Origin of the sequence: Candidatus Mycobacterium methanotrophicum, from assembly GCF_023515995.1 — a bacterium.
In the GTDB taxonomy this organism is placed as follows: Bacteria; Actinomycetota; Actinomycetes; order Mycobacteriales; family Mycobacteriaceae; genus Mycobacterium; species Mycobacterium methanotrophicum.
Genome location: NZ_CP097320.1, coordinates 4,444,507 through 4,461,505, shown reverse-complemented (window position 1 = coordinate 4,461,505; position 16,999 = coordinate 4,444,507). Strand labels below are relative to the sequence as shown.

Here is a 16,999-nt window from a genome sequence, read left to right as displayed (position 1 = left end):
GCGAGTGCGGCCAGCGCCGAAATCTGGGCGCCGATCGGCGGGACCGGCTCGCTGTGCGTCACTCGTAGCCGCCCTGTCGGTCGAAGATGCGCCGCGGATTGTCGACGAGCATGGTGTGCAGCTGCTCGTCGGTGACCCCGCGCCGCTTGAGTGCGGGGATCACGTCGTTGTGGATGTGCAGATAATGCCAATTGGGGGCGGCCACCGGCAGCGGTTCTTCGGGCAGTGCGTCGAAGTAGCAGTTGGCGTCGTGCGAGAGCACCATCTTGTCGGCGTGGCCGCGTTCGCACATCTGCGCCACGACGTTGACCCGATCCTCGAACGGCAGGATCACGTCGATGCCGAACCGGTCCATTCCCAAGTAGGAGCCGGCGGCACTGAGCTCCTCGAGATAGCCGATGTCGGTGCTGTCGCCGGAATGGCCGATGATCACCCGGCTCAGATCGACACCCTCTTCTTCGAAGATGCGTTGTTGTTCGAGTCCGCGGCGCAGCCCGGCGTGGGTGTGGGTGGAGATCGGCACACCGGTGCGCTTGTGTGCTTGTGCGACGGCGCGCAGCACCCGTTCGACGCCGGGGGTGATGCCGGGCTCGTCGGTGGCGCATTTGAGAATCCCGGCCTTGATGCCGGTGCCGGCGATGCCCTGCTCGATGTCTCGGACGAACATGTCGGTCATGATCTCGGGGCCATCCAGTTGGGCGCCCGGGCCTTGGTAGTGGAAGCGCAACGGCACGTCGTTGTAGGTGTAAAGGCCGGTCGCGACGACGATGTTCAGTTCCGTGGCCGCGGCGACGCGGGCGATGCGGGGAATGTAGCGGCCCAGCCCGATCACGGTGAGGTCGACAATGGTGTCCACGCCGCGGGACTTCAGCCCGCCCAGCCGGTCGATGGCGTCAGCCACCCGTTTGTCCTCGTCGCCCCATGCTTCCGGGTAGTTCTGCGCGATCTCGGTGGTCATGATGAACACGTGCTCGTGCATCAGGGCGACGCCTAGATCAGCGGTGTCGATCGGTCCTCGAGCGGTGTTCAGTTCTGACACGTGTCTGATGCTAGGTGGGCCCGTCCCCGACGGACAGTGACTTTTTATCCAACCTCGACCACCAGCAACGCCGGTGCCCGCACAGGGGCTCCGCGGAGATATCGCGTCCGGGTGTGGTACTCCGACTGAGCGGGCGCGTCGACGGTCGCGAGCTTCGCTCACCCGCGTAAGGACGCGCTGGCGAGCGAACAGACCGACGTGCTTGCTGGCCAGTGCCATTCCCCGGCGCGGCGCAGCAGCGCGGCTGGTCGGCTGCTCACGTAGCGAGGAGATCGAGCATCACATGGCCGGCGACTTTGGCCCCGAACGGGATCGCCGCGATGTCGACCCGGTAGTCCGGGCTGTGCGGGGAGTACGGGAACAACCTTCCGGCGGCCAGCGCGCCGGCGTACACCTGCGGGTCGGCGACCCCGACGAACAGGTACGCGAGTGGCACGTCGTGGTGGGGGCCTTTGAGCAGCTGGCAGTCTTCCGACGCCGTCACCGGCGGCAGCTGCGTCAGGACCCGGTCCGGCCCGACCGCCTCGCCTAACGCCGCGGCCAGGCGGGCGCACAAGTTTTCGTCGTTGACCAGCGGCGTGCAACCACCGGGAAGCGTGATCTGCGGAAGCTGGTCCTCGGGCACCCCGTAGGTGTGGGCGATGCCGTTGCAGACGGCCTTGATCCCGCCGACGAGTTGCTCGCGTACCTGCGGGTTGAACCATCGCAGGTTGGCCTTTAGCAGCGACTGGGTCGGGATGACGTTATGAGCCGAGCCGGCCTGCAGCGAACCGACGGTCAGCACCGCGGTCTCGTGCGGGGGGATCATCCGGCTGACGATCGTCTGGAATTCGACGACTGCCAGAGCGGCCATCAGCACCGGGTCCGTGGTCAGCTGCGGCATCGACCCGTGGCCGCCAACGCCGCGAAACACGATGTCCACCTGGTCGGAGCCGGCCAGGGTCGGGCCGCCGGCAGCGGCCACCATGCCGACCGGGGCAGGCGCGGTGTGCATACCGACGAGGCGATCCGGCCTCGGAACCACGCCGTAAAGGCCGTCGTCGACCATGGCCTGTGCGCCGGCGATCAGTTCCTCGGCCGGCTGGCCGACGAGCACGGCGGTACCCGACCATGCGTCGGTCGCGCCGGCCAGCACCTTGGCCATCCCCAGCATCCAGGTGACGTGGGCGTCGTGTCCACACACGTGCGCGACCGGTGACAAGGCGCCGTCCGCGTCGGCGACTGTCACCGAGCTCGCGTAGTCCAGGCCGGTGTCTTCGGCAACCGGTAGGGCGTCCATGGCGGCGCGGTACATGACGGTCGTCCCCGTGCCGTTGCGCAACACTGCCGCCACGCCGGTGCCGCCGATCCCGGTCGTCACCGCGAAACCCAGCCCAGCCAATTCCCGCGCGACGATCCCTGCGGTGCGGGTCTCGGCGAACCCCAGCTCGGGATGGCGGTGGAGGTCTTTGAACAGCTTGACCAGGCGAGATGCGTCGGCGTCGACGGCGGTGTCCACGAGCTCTGAGCGTGTCGTCACTGCTGCTGACTCTCCGGTTGTAGCGGGTTGGAATGCCACCTCATCGAGCCGGTCGAACACCGCCCAGCGTAACGGTTGTCCCGGTACCGCGTGTACAACGTCCCGCCATGGCGCGCGACGACGGCATCCTTGACTGTGACACCACTCACACTAGAATGACCAGTGGTCACTGATGCGAGGAGGGCGCGATGCCGACGGTGACATGGAGCCGCGGCGACGCTTGAGGTCGACACCGAAGCCCGCGTCAGCGTGCAGAACGTCATCCACCGCCACTACCTGGACGTGCTGCGGCCGCTGGTCCGCGACGCGCGCCTGCGCGGCGACCTGCGTGCGGATTCCGACACCGACGCGCTGCTGGCGTTGCTGCTGATGATCTTTCCGCATCTGGCGCTGGCCCCCTATGTGCGCGGCCTGGATCCGATTCTCGGACTCGACGAGCCCACGCCGGAGCAACCGGCGCTGGCGGTGCGCCGGCTCGTCGCGGTACTGGCGGCGGCGTTTACCCCGTTGCCGCAAGCTCGCCACGCGGAGATCAAGGAGGTCGCAACATGACACGGACGCATTCGGGCTCGATGGTTGCCGGCGGGCTCAGCTGGGACAGCTTGCCGCTCAAGCTCTTCGCCGGCGGCAACGCGAAGTTCTGGAACCCGGCCGACATCGACCTTTCCCGCGACCGCGTCGACTGGGAGCGGCTATCGGACGACGAACGCAACTACGCCACCCGGCTGTGCGCCGAGTTCATCGCCGGCGAAGAAGCGGTGACCGAGGACATCCAGCCGTTCATGTCCGCGATGCGGGCCGAAGGCCGGCTGGGCGACGAGATGTACCTGACGCAATTCGCGTTCGAGGAAGCCAAGCACGTCCAGGTGTTCCGGATGTGGCTCGACGCCGTCGGCGTCACCGATGACCTGCACGTCTTTCTCGAGGACATCCCCACCTACCGGACAATTTTCTACGAGGAGCTGCCGAATTGCCTCAACGCATTGTCCGCTGACCCGTCTCCGGCGACGCAGGTCCGGGCGTCGGTGACCTATAACCACATGGTCGAAGGCATGCTGGCGCTGACCGGTTACTTCGGCTGGCACAAGATCTGCGTGGAGCGCGGCATTCTGCCTGGCATGCAGGAACCGATCCGCCGCATCGGCGACGACGAGCGCCGCCACATGGCGTGGGGCACCTTCACGTGTCGGCGCCACGTCGCTGCCGACGATGCCAATTGGGACGTCTTCGAGACGCGGATGAACGAGCTCGTGCCGCTGGGCCTGCGCCTTATCGAAGAGGGCTTCGCCCTCTACGACCCGATGCCGTTCGGCCTGTCGACGGACGAGTTCATGCAGTATGCCAGCGAGAAGGGGATGCGCCGGTTCGGCACGATCGCCAGCGCCCGCGGCCGGCCGCTCGGCGAAATCGACCTGGACTACTCGCCGCTGCAGTTGGAGGACGCCTTCGCCGCCGAAGACCGCAAGGCGCTGGCGGCGGTCTGACCCGCGGGCAGACGCAGAATCGCCGATTCGGGCGCCAATTCGTGCGATTCTGCGTCTGCTCGGCAGTGGACTGTTACCCGATCCAGACGGATTTGGCGTTGCAGAACGCGCGGATGCCCAGGCCGGCGAGTTCGCGGCCGTAGCCGGACCGCTTGACGCCGCCGAACCCCAATTCGGGATAGGACACCGTCATTCCGTTGATGAACACCTGCCCGGCCTCGATGTCGTCGATGAAGCGCCGCTGCTCTGCCTCGTCTCTGGTCCAGGCATTGGAGCCCAGCCCGAACGTCGTGGCGTTGGCTATCGCGACGGCTTCGTCGATGCCCGAGGCCCGATACACCGAGGCGACCGGGCCGAAAACCTCTTCGGTATACAGCGCCATGTCCTTGGTGATGTCGGTGAGCACCGTCGGCGGGTAGAACCACCCCGGCCCGTCGAGCGGCTTGCCGCCGGTGCGCAGCTTCGCGCCGGCCGCCACGGCGTCGTCGACTTGCTTGGCGATTTCATCGCGGCCCGACTCGGTGGCCAACGGGCCCACGTCGGTGTCCGGGTCGGTCGGATCGCCGACTTTCAGCGCGTCCATCTTTTCGACGAACTTGTCGACAAACGCGTCGTAGATGTCGGCGTGGACGATGAACCGCTTGGCGGCGATGCAGGACTGGCCGTTGTTCTGCACCCGGGCGGTGACCGCTGCCTCGACGGCCTCGTCGAGGTCCGCGGACGGCATCACGATGAACGGGTCGCTGCCGCCGAGCTCCAGCACGGTGGGTTTGATCTCGTCGCCGCAGATGGCGGCGACCGATTGGCCGGCGGGTTCGCTGCCGGTGAGGGTCGCCGCCGCAACCCGGGGATCGCGAAGGACCCGCTCGACGGCGCGCGACGAAATCAGCAGCGTCTGAAAGCAGCCCTCCGGGAAGCCGCCGCGCCTGATGACGTCGGAGAGATACAGCGCCGACTGCGGCACGTTGGAGGCGTGCTTGAGGATGCCGACGTTGCCGGCCATCAGCGCAGGTGCGGCAAACCGGACAGCCTGCCAGAGCGGGAAGTTCCACGGCATCACCGCCAGCACCACGCCCAGCGGCTGGTAGCGGATGTAAGCCTTGGCTGCGCCGACCTTTGCCGCATCGGCGGGCTCGTCAGCCAGCAGCTTCTCGGCGTTCTCGGCGTAGTAACGAAAACCCTTGGCGCACTTGATCGTTTCGGCTTTAGCCGATTTCAGCGTCTTACCCATTTCCAGGGTCATCATCGCGCCGACCTCATCGGCCTCCGCCTCTAGCAGGTCGGCGGTGGCGGTTGCCCATCGGGCCCGCTGGGCAAAAGTGGTGTTGTGGCGGTAGTGCTGGAATCTGTCGTAGGCGCGGGCGATGGCCGCGTCGACCTCGTCGTCAGTTGCCGGGGTGAAGGTTTTGACCGTCTCGCCGGTCGCCGGGTTGATCGTGGCGATGGACACGCTGACATCCTTTTAACGTGAGTGGGTTTGCAAAACGTCCGCTATCCAGCCTGCCACTATCCTGGCCCGCGGAGGTGGCGGATGACTACAGCTGCGCAACTGATGGTGAAATGCCTGGAAAACGAAGGCGTTGCCGTCGTCTTTGGGTTACCGGGCGAGGAGAACATCCGCTTTGTGCAGGCGCTGGCCGCGTCTGACATTCGCTATGTGCTGACTCGTCACGAGCAGGCGGCGTCGTTCATGGCCGAGATGTACGGGCGGGTCACCGGCCGGGCGGCGGTGGTGTCGGCCACTCTGGGGCCGGGTGCGATCAACATGCAGCTCGGCGTCGCCGACGCCACCACCAACAGCACCCCGATGGTCGCGATTTCTGCACAGGTCGGCCACGATCGCCAGTTCAAGGAGTCGCACCAGTACGTCGACCTGGTGTCGATGTTCACCCCGATCACCCGCTGGGCCGCCGGCATCCCGACCGTCCAGGCCATACCGGAGATGTTCCGCAAGGCGTTCAAAGTCGCCGAGACCGAACGCCCGGCCGCGGTCTACCTCGCCGTACCGGAGCACATCGACGCCGACGCCGCCGACTACGACTTGACGCCGTTGCCGCGCAATGTGGTGCGCGCCGACGCGCCGGCGGCGCGCCAGGTGGCGCGCGCGGTCGACATTCTGCGCGAGGCCAAGCGGCCTGTTGTGCTGGCCGGGCACGGCGCGGCGCGTGCCGACGCGACCGCGGCGTTGGTGCGGTTCTCGCACGAGTTCGACATCCCGGTGGCCAATACCTTCCACGGTAAGGGTGTGATGCCCGACGACCACCCCAACAGCATCGGGACCATCGGGTTCATGCGACACGACTACGTCAACTTCGGATTCGACAAGGCCGACGTCGTGATCGCGGTCGGATACGAGCTGCAGGAATTCGACCCGGTCCGGATCAATCCCAAGGCCGACAAGTTGATCATCCACCTGCACCGCTTTCCGGCCGAGGTCGACGCACACTATTCGGTCAACGTCGGCATCATCGGTGACATCAGCGCCTCACTCGACGCGCTCACCGAGGCGCTCGCAGGGCATACCTATGAGGCTGATCCGGACATACCTGGCTCGGGTATGCTCGACGAGGAATTTGCTCGGGGGCAACAAGATTCGCGATATCCACTGGCGCCCGCACGGTTAGTCGCCGACACCCGGGCCGCGCTGGGCCGCAGCGACATCGTCCTGGTTGACACGGGCGCCACCAAGATGTGGATGGCCCGGCTCTACCCCACCTACGAACACAACACTTGCCTGATCTCAAATGGCTTGTCCACGATGGGTTTTGCGTTACCTGGAGCCCTTGGGGTCAAATTGGCGCGGCCCGAGTCCAAGGTGCTGGCCGTGGTCGGCGACGGCGCGTTCTTGATGAACTCCCAAGAGATCGAAACCGCCGTCCGGGAGCGGATAGCACTAGTTGTATTGATCTGGGAGGACGGCGGTTACGGGCTGATCGAATGGAAGATGGATCTCGAGCTCGGCGAGCACCACTACGTGCGGTTCGGCAATCCCGATATTGTTAAGTACGCGGAAAGCTTCGGCGCCAAGGGCTATCGAATCTCTCACGCCGAAGAACTGCTGCCCACCTTGACGGCTGCGCTCGACGACGACGGCGTCACGCTGATCTGCTGCCCGGTCGACTACTCCGAAAACCTACGGTTGACCGACCGGCTCGGCGAGCTCGACGAGTCACTGTAGCCGACCTGCGCCGACCCTATTCGGCTGTCGTGGGCGCCAGTGAAATCGGCTGCAGGTAGCCACCTTCCAGCGTGCGATGCCACCAAGCGCGATCACGCCGCAGTTCGGCCGCGGTGGTGAAGCGGTAGCGGTAGAGCCGGGCGCGCACATACCGCGGCGGGCAACCGGGGAAGGGGTTATGCCGGAGCAGGCGCAGCGTCGCCGGATCATTCTGCAAGAGCCGCACCATTAATAGTCTAAGCCAGGGGTACGCATACTGCGGCGAGATGGCGGCAAACCACATCAGCCAGTCAAGTCGCAGATGATACGGGGCCCATTGCGGCGGCATCCGCCGCACAGATCCCGGCTTGCCCTTGAACTCGTATTCTTTCCACACCGTCTGATCGGTGAGCTTCGGCTCGTCGGTACCTTCGAGCACCACTTCCCGGCGGGTTCGTCCGACGGTGCCGAACGCGCCGTAGGTGTTGATCAAGTGATATCGGTTGAACGACATGTTCATGCGCTGCCGCCGCGAGATCATGTTGGCCACCGGCCAATAGGTCAGTACCACCGTCAGCGCCGCGAACACGATCACCAGGCCGGCGAACCACGGCGGAACCGAGGCCAGCGCCGGCTGCTTGGGGATCGGCAGCACCGCCGCAGCCGACGAGACATCGATTGCGCTGCAGCCCAACAGGATCGTCAACCAATTCAGCCAGGCGAAGTTGCCGGATACCACCAGCCACAGTTGGGTGATGACGACAATCGCTCCGGCGATGCTGGCCACCGGCTGCGGGGCGAACAATCCGAAAGGTACGACGAGCTGCGCGAAATGGTTGCCGGCGACTTCCACCCGGTGCAGCGGTTTGGGTAGGTGATGAAAAAACCAGCTCAGCGGACCGGGCATGGGCTGAGTTTCGTGGTGGTAGTACAGGCAGGTCAGGTCGCGCCAGCATGAGTCGCCACGGAGCTTGATCAGTCCCGCGCCGAACTCGAGCCGGAACAACAGCAGACGCGCCAGCCACATCGCTAGCAACGGCGGCGCCACCCGGTCGTTGCCCAGGAAGATCGCCAGGAAACCGGTTTCCAGCAGCAGCGACTCCCAGCCAAACGCGTACCACGTCTGCCCGACGTTGACGATCGACAGGTAAAGCACCCAGAGCACCAGCCACACCAACACCGCGGCCCACAACGGCATCACGCCGGCCAAGCCCAGCGCCATCGCCGCTGACAGCAGCGCGCCCAACCAGGCGAGCGTCGCGAAGAACCGATCGGAATAGTGGACGTGGAAGATGCTCGGCGCACTTCGAAAGGATCGCCGGGCCAGATATTGCGGCACCGGCAGCAGTCCGCGCTCACCGATCAGCGCCCGAAACTGTCGTGCCGCACCGACGAACGCGAGCACATAAACGACCGCGATCCCGCGCTCAAGCATCAGCCTGCCCAACCAATACTCGGGCGCGTCAAACCATCCCATGTCCGAGACTCCTCGCACGGTGGACGTCTGCCACCATCCTGCCGCGTGCATAGCCTGTCCGGGTGAAAACCAACCGCCGTCGCGCTCACTGCGGTCCGAGGATCCTCGGAGGCGCAACCGCGGCGATGACGGCACCCATGTTGGCCAGCGCGATGTTCTGTTGATCCCAGTAACTGCTGTGCGGGTCGATGCTCGGCAGCCACGCCAGGCCGGCGGGTCCCGGGTCGGCCGCCAAACTACGGGCGCCGAAGTTGGGCGCCGTCGGATCGGGTCCCAGTGTCCATTCGGTGACCACGCCGCTGACGCCGATGATGTCGTTAGCCGCCCGGATCGCATACACGTGTGCGCCGGGTGCCAGGCTGAGCCCGCCGGCGCGGTCTACCAGCATGCCGGGGCTGCCGACCGCGATGACGTTGTCGGCAGCCAGGTGATGCCCGCCCGAGGCCGCCGCGCCGACCAGCGTCGAGCCGTAGCTGTGGCCGATCACGGTGTCGATCGACGGCGGCCCGATGTGCGAGGCACGAAGCCCGCTTTCGAACGCCTCCAAACGGCCGGCGCCCGTGCGAGCCGGATCGGGAAAAGCTGCGTGACTCAGGGTCATTGGACGGTCGTATCCCATCCACGTCGTGATCGACACATCATGCGGGCCAAGAGCCTTGTCCGCGCCGCGTGCAGCGTTGTACATCGCGGCTGCTCTTGCATCACTGAACGGCAGCCGGGCCGGGTCCTGGCCGGTGCCGGGGACGAATATGCCGTTGCGTTTGGCGTAATCCGGGTTGCCGATAGCCACCGCGACGTGGCCGGTGTCGTCGAGGTAGCCCAGGTAGCGACTCAGCCCATCGCTGCGGTCCAGGTCGGCGAGCACCGCCTGATATCCCTGCAGGCGGCGTCGGGCCGCCGCCAGCTGTGATTGCAGTGCGTAGAGCGCGCCGTCGTCGACGTTGTGGCCGGCAAGCATCTCGTCGACGCAGTGTTGCATCCGGTCGACGTCAGCTTTGGCCTGCTGCCGGAGCTCCTGCAGATGGAGCCGGTTGTAGTGGTCTTTTCCCAAGTGATCCGTTGGGTCCCATGGCATCCCGGCCCGGTTGCCGATGTCGTGGTTTCGGCTGTAGAGCCAGTCCTTCTCTTCGGGGGTGAGCCGCTGCCACAACGCATTGAACTGTTTCGGTTCATCGGGCAACGGCGCGCAAAGCGCGTCCTGAATTGGCGGCCGATTGTCATGGGGCCCGGGTGGGATGGGCAGGTCTTCGTCGGCGAGATTGATAGCGCTCGCCAGCTCCGCGTCGACTGCGCTGGCCTGGGCCACAATTGCATCCAGCCGCGGCTGCAGCTGCATTTCGGCGACCAGCGCCGCTATCGGCGGACCATTGAACGCGGCGCTCGGCACCACCTTGTTAGCCATCGGGTCGATCGTCATCTGCAGCTCGGCGGCGTCGTGACGCAGCGCGCGCAGCGCGGACTGCACGTGCTCGATGCCGTCGGCGGCTTTGCCCGCCGCCGCAGCCACCGCCAGCGACTCGTTGCCGTGCGCGTCGAGGTCTTGGCGGATCACGGCATTGGCGTGCCTCCTGGCCTCGGCGGTTGCACCTTCCCAGGTGTCGAACACCGTCAGCGAGCTCAGTTGACGCGAGGCCTCCAGCGTGGCTTGTCCGCGCGCGCTAGCGGCGTGGAACACCGTCCGCATCGCCTGGACGCTCCACCGGTCAATATCGGCCACCGGCAACGTCACGAGCCACGGCCGCAAAAGTTGATCTCCGACATCGCCACCGCCTCGGCAGAAAGAAGTGCTGCCTATCCGGGTAACAGCGTTGACGAGTGGGCACAAGTCACCCGCTGCCTGAGTTGCTTACCGGGCGGATGTGTGCCGCGACGTCATCTATTGGCGCTGCTTCGCCTCGGGCCGGTTCCCGGCCCGCATCGTCGCAGCGCAGGCTGCCACGACCGCCACTGAAATCAGCGCCAGCAGTTGCACGCCGGCCCAATGGCCGGCGTAACCGTCGACCGACCGCCACGGATGCCGGGACAGTGCCGCGCCGGCCAAAATCAGCCCGCCGGCGGTCAACCCCACAGCGGCCACGTCACGCCGTTGGGGACGGTCGCGCAGCGCCCACTGCATGGCGAGCGCGGCGCCGCACACGAGCACGCCTACCACTCCGGCGATCACCGCACCGGCGGTCAGCACCGCAATAGCCGCCCAGGGCCCGGGCGACCACGGCCGCGCCGGGGGGTCGGTGCAACGCCGACGTCGCTGCGGCCACCACGTCATCAGGGCCAACAGCGGCAGCAATGCCAGCCCGCCGGCCAGGCCGGCGCGATATAGCGAGTTGGGCGCAAAACTCAGCGTGATGGTGCCCGACGTTCCGGCGGGCACCACCCAACCCTGCTGCCAGCCATTGACCGCCGTCGGCATGAGCCGAGTCCCGGTGCTGGTATGTGCGACCCAACCGGGGTTGATGCTTTCCGGGACCACCAGTAACCGCGATGTCGCTGTCGCCGATATGTGGACCTCGCGACGGGCGGGACCCCACGCCCCCGTGGCGGCCGGGGTCACGGATGTGGCCGTGGTGGGTGATTCGGCTGCGAGCGGCCCGGACAACTGCGCGCCGTCGACCACGAATTGCGGTCCCGGACTGATCAATAGCTCCTGCTGACCGGTCGGCAACAGGATCGGCTGATGGTCGCACACCTGGGCGGCTACCGGCGCGCCGTCCAGCAGCGCGCCCACCGTCGTCTGGATGGCGGTGTGCACGAAGCGGCCGGCGATCGCGATGACCGGCCCGTGTGCGCAATCGACGGTGACCTCCCGCGCACGGTTGCGCACTGGGTCGGCTGCAGCGATCGGTTGGCCAGCGGCGCCCAGCACCGAAATCTCAGCCAGCCCCGGCGGTTTGAGCTGATCGAAGCCCAGCGCGGTGCGGTCGATCACGTCGTCCCAGTCGAGCAGGCTGAGCGTGACGGTGTCGGTGGCACGGGATTTCAGCCGAACGGTGTCCTGCCCGGTCAGCTCCCGGACCTGCGGGCCGTCCCCGAGGTCGACGGCGACCATCGTCGGGTGCGCAGGCGTGGGCGACCGGCTGGCAACCAGCCGCAACCCGGCCACTTCCGTTGGCCGGGGCAGGGTGACGGTCAGCGTCGGGGGGGTCTTGTGCTGCACTACCCGCTGCGGTGCTGTCCACGCGGTGGCCGGATCACCGTCGGTGGCGGCGTAAGCGGAGCCCAGAACGTCGACCAGGTCGGAGTCACCGCGGGCCCGGGTGGTGTTGGGCTCGGCGATCAGGTCGGCCAGTCGGGGTCCCGAGCGCGCGCGCACCCATACCGTCGGCAGCACCGAAACCGGTTGGGGCACCGTCAGCGTGCGGCTGAACGTGACCGGCGTCTCGGGTAGCAGCGCCATCGAGGCCGCGCACTGCATGGTCCCCGGGTCCCCTGGACCCTCAGCGCAGCCCGGTCTGCCGAGAAGTTCGGAGCCCAAGTCCCACCGCGCCACGGCCGCATCCGGCGGGGGACCGGCAACCTGCACGGTGTGCCGCAGTTCGACCGGGTGCGCGAACCCCGAGGCGTCGTACTGGGTGATCGATAAGTCGGTGATCGCGAACTGCACTCCAGCCGAACCGTCGTCGGTGCCGATCGCGGTGATCCGCACCCACGGGGTTTCGCCGTAGGGCAGCGCCGCGGTAAGCGGTTTGCCGGCAGCGTCGAACCGCAGGGTGGTGGTGCCGGTGGCGGTGGCTACTTCGATCCTGCGGACCTGGGCGCCGACGGCGGTCGCGCTCGGGGTGATGGTGATGACGCTGTTGGTGACCGGATGGTCGAAGTTCACCTGGAGCCATTGACCGACGGCGGACTGCAGCCCGTTGGACACCCATGCCGTCGCCGGATCGCCGTCGATCGCGGCGGCGGGTGATGTCGCGGGGGCGACGTCGGGCAGCGCCGTGGCATCCGACGACGAACTGGACGCCGTGAGCCGGCCACCGGTCCAGGCGCCGTAGACGGTCGCGGCGCCCGGGGTCGGGTAGTCGGGCACCCGGTTGAACGTGCGACGGGCGTCGCCGACGGCCTGAATCGCCGACGAGTGGTCATCGACCCGGCCATAGTCGGTCTCCCGGGCCACCGGCGTATCGGTGACGGTGACCACCGGTATCGGCAGCCGTGCGTGTTCGGCGTCCGCGGTCATGAGTACCGGACCCAGCGGTGGCTGACCGGTCAGCCGGCGGCGTTCGTCGAGGCGCAACAGCACTTCTGGCCCGCCGTCGATGCGGGCCAGCTGGTCGGTGTCGGTCAAGTAGGGGGCGCCGGGATTGCCTCCCGCGGTGGCGTCGGTGGCGACGCGGTAGATCTCCACGGCCGGATATCGGGGTCGCAATGCGCTGTCGGCGACGAAGCCCGCCACCGGGCCGGGCCCGACGAGCGGGCCGAATTGGGCGACTTTCGTCAGCCGCGGCGATTCGGCGATGGTTCGGTGCACCAGAATCGGGCGCGCCGAGCGGGACGTGTCGGGGTTCAGGTCATTGCGCACGACGACATACGAGATGCCTTGGCGGGCAAGCGTATCGGCCAGGCCCGCGGAGGGTCTGCCGGCCGCGAACAGTCGTTGTATCGAGTCCAGCGCCCGGATGGTTTGTGGCGGGGTCAACGGGACGGAGTCACGCACACCCCACGGGCTGTCGCCGAGCACCTGCAGCGGTTCGTCGTGGCTGGTGCCCCACAGCTGGGTGGCGAACGGCGCGCCGGGAACCACCAGCACTCGGCCCGCAATCGGGGTACCGGTGTTGTGCGCGGAGAGCCAGTCGGCGGTCTCATGCCAATACCGCGGTATCGCGGTGAACGTCCCGGGCGGGGTGAGCCGACCGGTCCATGCCAGCGACGTTCCGGCCATCAGCGCGGTCAGGATCACGATCGCCGCCGCGACCCGTTTGTCATGCTCCGGATGAGCGAATGCGTGGATCCATGCGACTTTCGGGGCGCTTCCCGGTAGCGGGATGCGGCCCAGCACCTGCGCCAGCCCCAGGACTATCGGGATCCGGATCAGCGACTCCAGCTTGTGCACATTGCGCAGCGGCGCGCCACCCGCATCCAGGAATGATTGCACGTGCTGGGCCAGCGGTGAGCCGAACCCGCCGCTGTAGCCGGCGGCCAGCAGAACCACACCGACCAGCAGCATCGTCACCAGCCGGCCCCGCGCCGGCAACGCCCGCACCACCAGCCCGGCCAACCCGGCCGCCGCCACCAGGCAGGTGGCCAGAATCGCGACCGATCCGGTGACCAAGGGTGCGCCCGCCGTCGCGTCGGGCGCCACGAACGGGGTCCAACTGTCGGTACCGCGCAGCACTTCCACCAGCGAGGACCACTGGGTGGTCACCCCGGACGATTCGATGAAGTCCAGAAACGGCGGGCTGATGCGAGCCAGCAGGATCAGCGCCACCAGCCACCAGGACACGGCCAATGCCAGGGCCAGCAACCACCACCCGGTAAAGCGCCACCACCGGCGGTTGGGCCGGTGGCAGGCCCACCAAATGACTGCGGGCAGGCAGCCGGCCAGCGTCGCGATCGCATTGACCGCTCCCATCAGCGCGGCCGCCACTCCGGCCTGCCCGGCGAGTTGGCGCACCGATCGGTTGGCCTCGCCGCGCAGCGCCACAATTGTGGGCAGCAACGCCCACGGCGCCAGCATGATCGGCAGGGTCTCCGACGAAATCGAGCCCAACGTGGTCAGCACCCGGGGTGAAAGTGCGAACGCCGTCGCGGCGATCACCCGTGACGGCGGGCTGCCGATACCCAGCGACTCAGCGACCCGAAGCAGCCCCCAGAACCCCACGGTCAGCAGCAGCGTCCACCACAGCCGCTGGTTCACCCAGCCGGGCAGGCCCAGCAGATGACCGGCCAGGAAGAAGGCGCCGTGCGGAAACAGGTAGCCGTAGGCCTGGTTTTGCGCCTGCCCGAATGGCGGTTCGCTGTTCCACAAATTGGTCGCGCGGGCCAAAAAACGCAGGGGGTTGGCGGTCAGGTCGAGCTTGGTGTCGGGGGAGATCTGGCCGGGCGCCTGGGCGAAACTCAACGCCAGCGCGACCGCCGCGACCGACCACAGCCAGCGCCGCGACAACGGCGTCACATCAGACGGCGCGTCCGGCTCCGCAGCGGGCCGTTCCCCGGCTCGCTGCGTCACCAGACTGTCAGCTGCGGTTGCCGTACTCGACCCGGTTGAGCACCGACGACTGCGGGTCGCCGGCGGGAAGCGGTGGCTTGGTGTCCTGTTGCACCATCAGCGTGATCCCGAAGACCGCGGCCGCGCCGAGCAAGAGACCGACCACGACGCTGGCCGTCGCGGGTGCAACGAACCGGTTCATAGTCGCAACCTAGCAGAAGGGGCAGGAGACGGGTCGCAGCCGGTAGAGCGTCCGCCGGGCGGGGCGGCGGCGCCGCGAATCGACCCCATGACAGCATGGGCGAATGGCTTTTGCCCGGGTTCTCGCTGTGCTTGCTGGGGTTGCGGCGCTGCTGGTGGGGTGCGCCCACAGCTCCGAACGACCCAACTCGACACCGGCCGCGTCCAAGGGCCGGCCGCCCCCCGCGGCCCGACCCGCCTGCGGAGATCCGCCGGCGATCTTGGCGGCGATGTCCACCCGCGACAAGCTGGCCCAGCTGCTGATGGTCGGGGTGCGGGGCGGCGACGATGCCAAAACCGTGGTGGCCGGCCACCATGTCGGGGGCATCTTCGTCGGAAGCTGGACCGAACTGTCGATGTTGACCGACGGCTCGGTGAAGAACTTGTCCGCGAGCACGGCGTTGCCGGTGGCGGTCAGCGTCGACGAGGAGGGCGGCCGGGTGGCGCGACTGTCCTCGCTGATCGGGTCGACGCCGTCGGCGCGGGTGCTGGCCCAGACGCACACCGCTGACCAGGTCTACGGCATCGCGCTGGACCGCGGTCACCGGATGCGTGGCCTGGGCATCACCATTGATTTCGCTCCAGTGGTCGATGTCTCCGACGCTCCCGACGGCACGGTGATCGGCGACCGGTCGTTCAGCTCTGATCCGGCCGTGGTCACCGCGTACGCCGGCGCCTATGCGCGAGGTCTGCGCGACGCCGGTCTGTTGCCGGTGCTCAAGCATTTCCCCGGCCACGGGCACGGCTCCGGCGACTCGCACACCGGCGAGGTCACCACGCCGCCGCTGGCGCAGTTGCAGACCGACGATCTGGTGCCCTACCGGACGCTGGTGTCGGCCACCCCGGTCGGTGTGATGCTCGGCCACCTGCAGGTGCCCGGCCTGACCGGCGACCAACCGGCCAGCCTGAGTCGGGCCGCGGTCCAGTTGTTGCGCACCGGTACCGGGTATCAAGGCCCGGCCTTCGACGGCCCCGTGTTCAGCGACGACTTGTCCAGCATGGCCGCGATCAACCAGCACTACGGCGTGCCCGACGCGGCCTTGCGCACGCTGCAGGCCGGTGCCGACGTTGCGCTGTGGGTCACCACCGACGAGGTGCCCGCCGTGCTGGATCGTTTGGAGAAGGCATTGGCCGCAGGGGAGCTGACGATGTCTGCCGTCGATACTTCGGTCCTGCGGGTGGCGAAGATGAAGGGCCCGAAGCCCGACTGCGGGCCGTAACCACGCCAGCCCTACGCATTGCTTACGCTAGGCAGACAGGCGCACCCGCACGTCAACTAAAAAGGGGACAGGATGGCAGGTGGTACCAAACGGCTACCCCGTGCCGTGCGCGAACAGCAGATGCTGGACGCCGCTGTTCAGATGTTCTCGGTCAACGGCTATCACGAGACATCGATGGACGCGATCGCCGCCAAGGCCGAGATTTCCAAGCCGATGCTGTATCTGTATTACAGGTCCAAAGAAGAACTGTTCGGCGCGTGCCTTGACCGCGAGATGACCCGATTCATCGATGGTGTGGGTGAAAAGATCGATCTCGAGCAGAGCCCGAAGGATCTGTTGCGCGGCACCATCGTGGCGTTCATGCGCTACATCGACGCCAACCGCGCCTCGTGGATCGTGATGTACACCCAGGCCACCAGCTCGCAGGCCTTCGCCCACACCGTGCGCGAGGGACGCGAGCGGATCATCGCTATGGTCGCCCGCTTGCTGCAGGCAGGTACCCGGAATCCCGGACCTGACGCCGATTTCGACATGATGGCGGTGGCACTGGTGGGCGCCGGTGAGGCGATCGCGACCCGGCTCAGCACCGGCGATACCGATGTCGATGAGGCGGCCGAGCTGATGATCAACCTGTTCTGGCGAGGCCTCAAGGGCGTGCCATCCGATCGGGACGTGGCGGGAGCCGCCACCGGCCCCGGCTAGTCGCGGGCCGACGACAGTT

At 67.3% G+C, this 16,999-nt stretch carries 11 protein-coding genes and 1 pseudogene; 5 read left to right on the top strand and 7 right to left on the bottom strand.

What is annotated here, in order from left to right:
- Positions 1-58: 58 nt before the first annotated feature.
- Together M5I08_RS23295 and M5I08_RS23290 are read right to left on the bottom strand one after the other, a co-directional pair.
- The gene (locus tag M5I08_RS23295; protein ID WP_219066095.1) at positions 59-1,039 is read right to left on the bottom strand and encodes a phosphotriesterase family protein; all 981 of its coding nucleotides are present in this window, start codon (positions 1,037-1,039) and stop codon (positions 59-61) included.
- A 256-nt stretch (positions 1,040-1,295) separates the two neighbouring features.
- A complete protein-coding gene (locus M5I08_RS23290; protein ID WP_249762985.1) occupies positions 1,296-2,537 on the bottom strand; it encodes an amidohydrolase in 1,242 nt (413 codons plus the stop codon).
- 228 nt (positions 2,538-2,765) lie between these two features.
- Between M5I08_RS23290 and M5I08_RS23285 the strand changes: the two are divergent.
- Both M5I08_RS23285 and M5I08_RS23280 read left to right on the top strand, forming a co-directional pair.
- Positions 2,766-3,110: pseudogene (locus tag M5I08_RS23285) on the top strand (TetR/AcrR family transcriptional regulator); the annotation flags it as partial.
- The gene (locus M5I08_RS23280; RefSeq protein WP_219066093.1) at positions 3,107-4,042 is read left to right on the top strand and encodes a R2-like ligand-binding oxidase; all 936 of its coding nucleotides are present in this window, start codon (positions 3,107-3,109) and stop codon (positions 4,040-4,042) included. The pseudogene M5I08_RS23285 and the gene M5I08_RS23280, both read left to right, overlap by 4 nt.
- A 73-nt stretch (positions 4,043-4,115) precedes the next feature.
- On the opposite strand, the gene M5I08_RS23275 is transcribed toward M5I08_RS23280, so the two are convergent.
- Positions 4,116-5,492: an NADP-dependent succinic semialdehyde dehydrogenase gene (locus M5I08_RS23275; RefSeq protein ID WP_219066092.1), complete on the bottom strand. Its 1,377-nt coding sequence runs from the start codon at positions 5,490-5,492 to the stop codon at positions 4,116-4,118.
- Between the two features lie 81 nt (positions 5,493-5,573).
- Between M5I08_RS23275 and M5I08_RS23270 the strand changes: the two genes are divergently transcribed.
- Positions 5,574-7,220 (top strand): acetolactate synthase large subunit, encoded by a 1,647-nt coding sequence (locus tag M5I08_RS23270; RefSeq protein ID WP_219066091.1) that lies wholly within the window; start codon positions 5,574-5,576, stop codon positions 7,218-7,220.
- 16 nt (positions 7,221-7,236) lie between these two features.
- Here the strand turns inward: M5I08_RS23270 and M5I08_RS23265 are convergent, their stop codons facing one another.
- The 4 genes from M5I08_RS23265 to M5I08_RS23250 all read right to left on the bottom strand — a co-directional run bounded on the left by M5I08_RS23265 (position 7,237) and on the right by M5I08_RS23250 (position 15,020).
- Positions 7,237-8,676 (bottom strand): lipase maturation factor family protein, encoded by a 1,440-nt coding sequence (locus M5I08_RS23265; RefSeq protein ID WP_219066090.1) that lies wholly within the window; start codon positions 8,674-8,676, stop codon positions 7,237-7,239.
- Between the two features lie 85 nt (positions 8,677-8,761).
- Entirely contained in the window at positions 8,762-10,405 is a 1,644-nt protein-coding gene (locus tag M5I08_RS23260; RefSeq protein WP_249762984.1) for an alpha/beta hydrolase, read from the bottom strand.
- 147 nt (positions 10,406-10,552) lie between these two features.
- The gene (locus M5I08_RS23255) at positions 10,553-14,785 is read right to left on the bottom strand and encodes an alpha-(1->3)-arabinofuranosyltransferase (RefSeq protein ID WP_219066121.1); all 4,233 of its coding nucleotides are present in this window, start codon (positions 14,783-14,785) and stop codon (positions 10,553-10,555) included.
- A 61-nt stretch (positions 14,786-14,846) separates the two neighbouring features.
- Positions 14,847-15,020, bottom strand: a complete 174-nt coding sequence (locus M5I08_RS23250; RefSeq protein ID WP_219066088.1) for a DUF2613 domain-containing protein — start codon at positions 15,018-15,020, stop codon at positions 14,847-14,849.
- Positions 15,021-15,123: 103 nt separating this feature from the next.
- On the opposite strand from M5I08_RS23250, the gene M5I08_RS23245 reads away from it, so the two are divergent.
- Positions 15,124-16,278: a glycoside hydrolase family 3 N-terminal domain-containing protein gene (locus M5I08_RS23245; RefSeq protein WP_219066087.1), complete on the top strand. Its 1,155-nt coding sequence runs from the start codon at positions 15,124-15,126 to the stop codon at positions 16,276-16,278.
- 72 nt (positions 16,279-16,350) lie between these two features.
- Positions 16,351-16,980, top strand: a complete 630-nt coding sequence (locus tag M5I08_RS23240) for a TetR/AcrR family transcriptional regulator (protein ID WP_219066086.1) — start codon at positions 16,351-16,353, stop codon at positions 16,978-16,980.
- Positions 16,981-16,999: the final 19 nt, after the last annotated feature.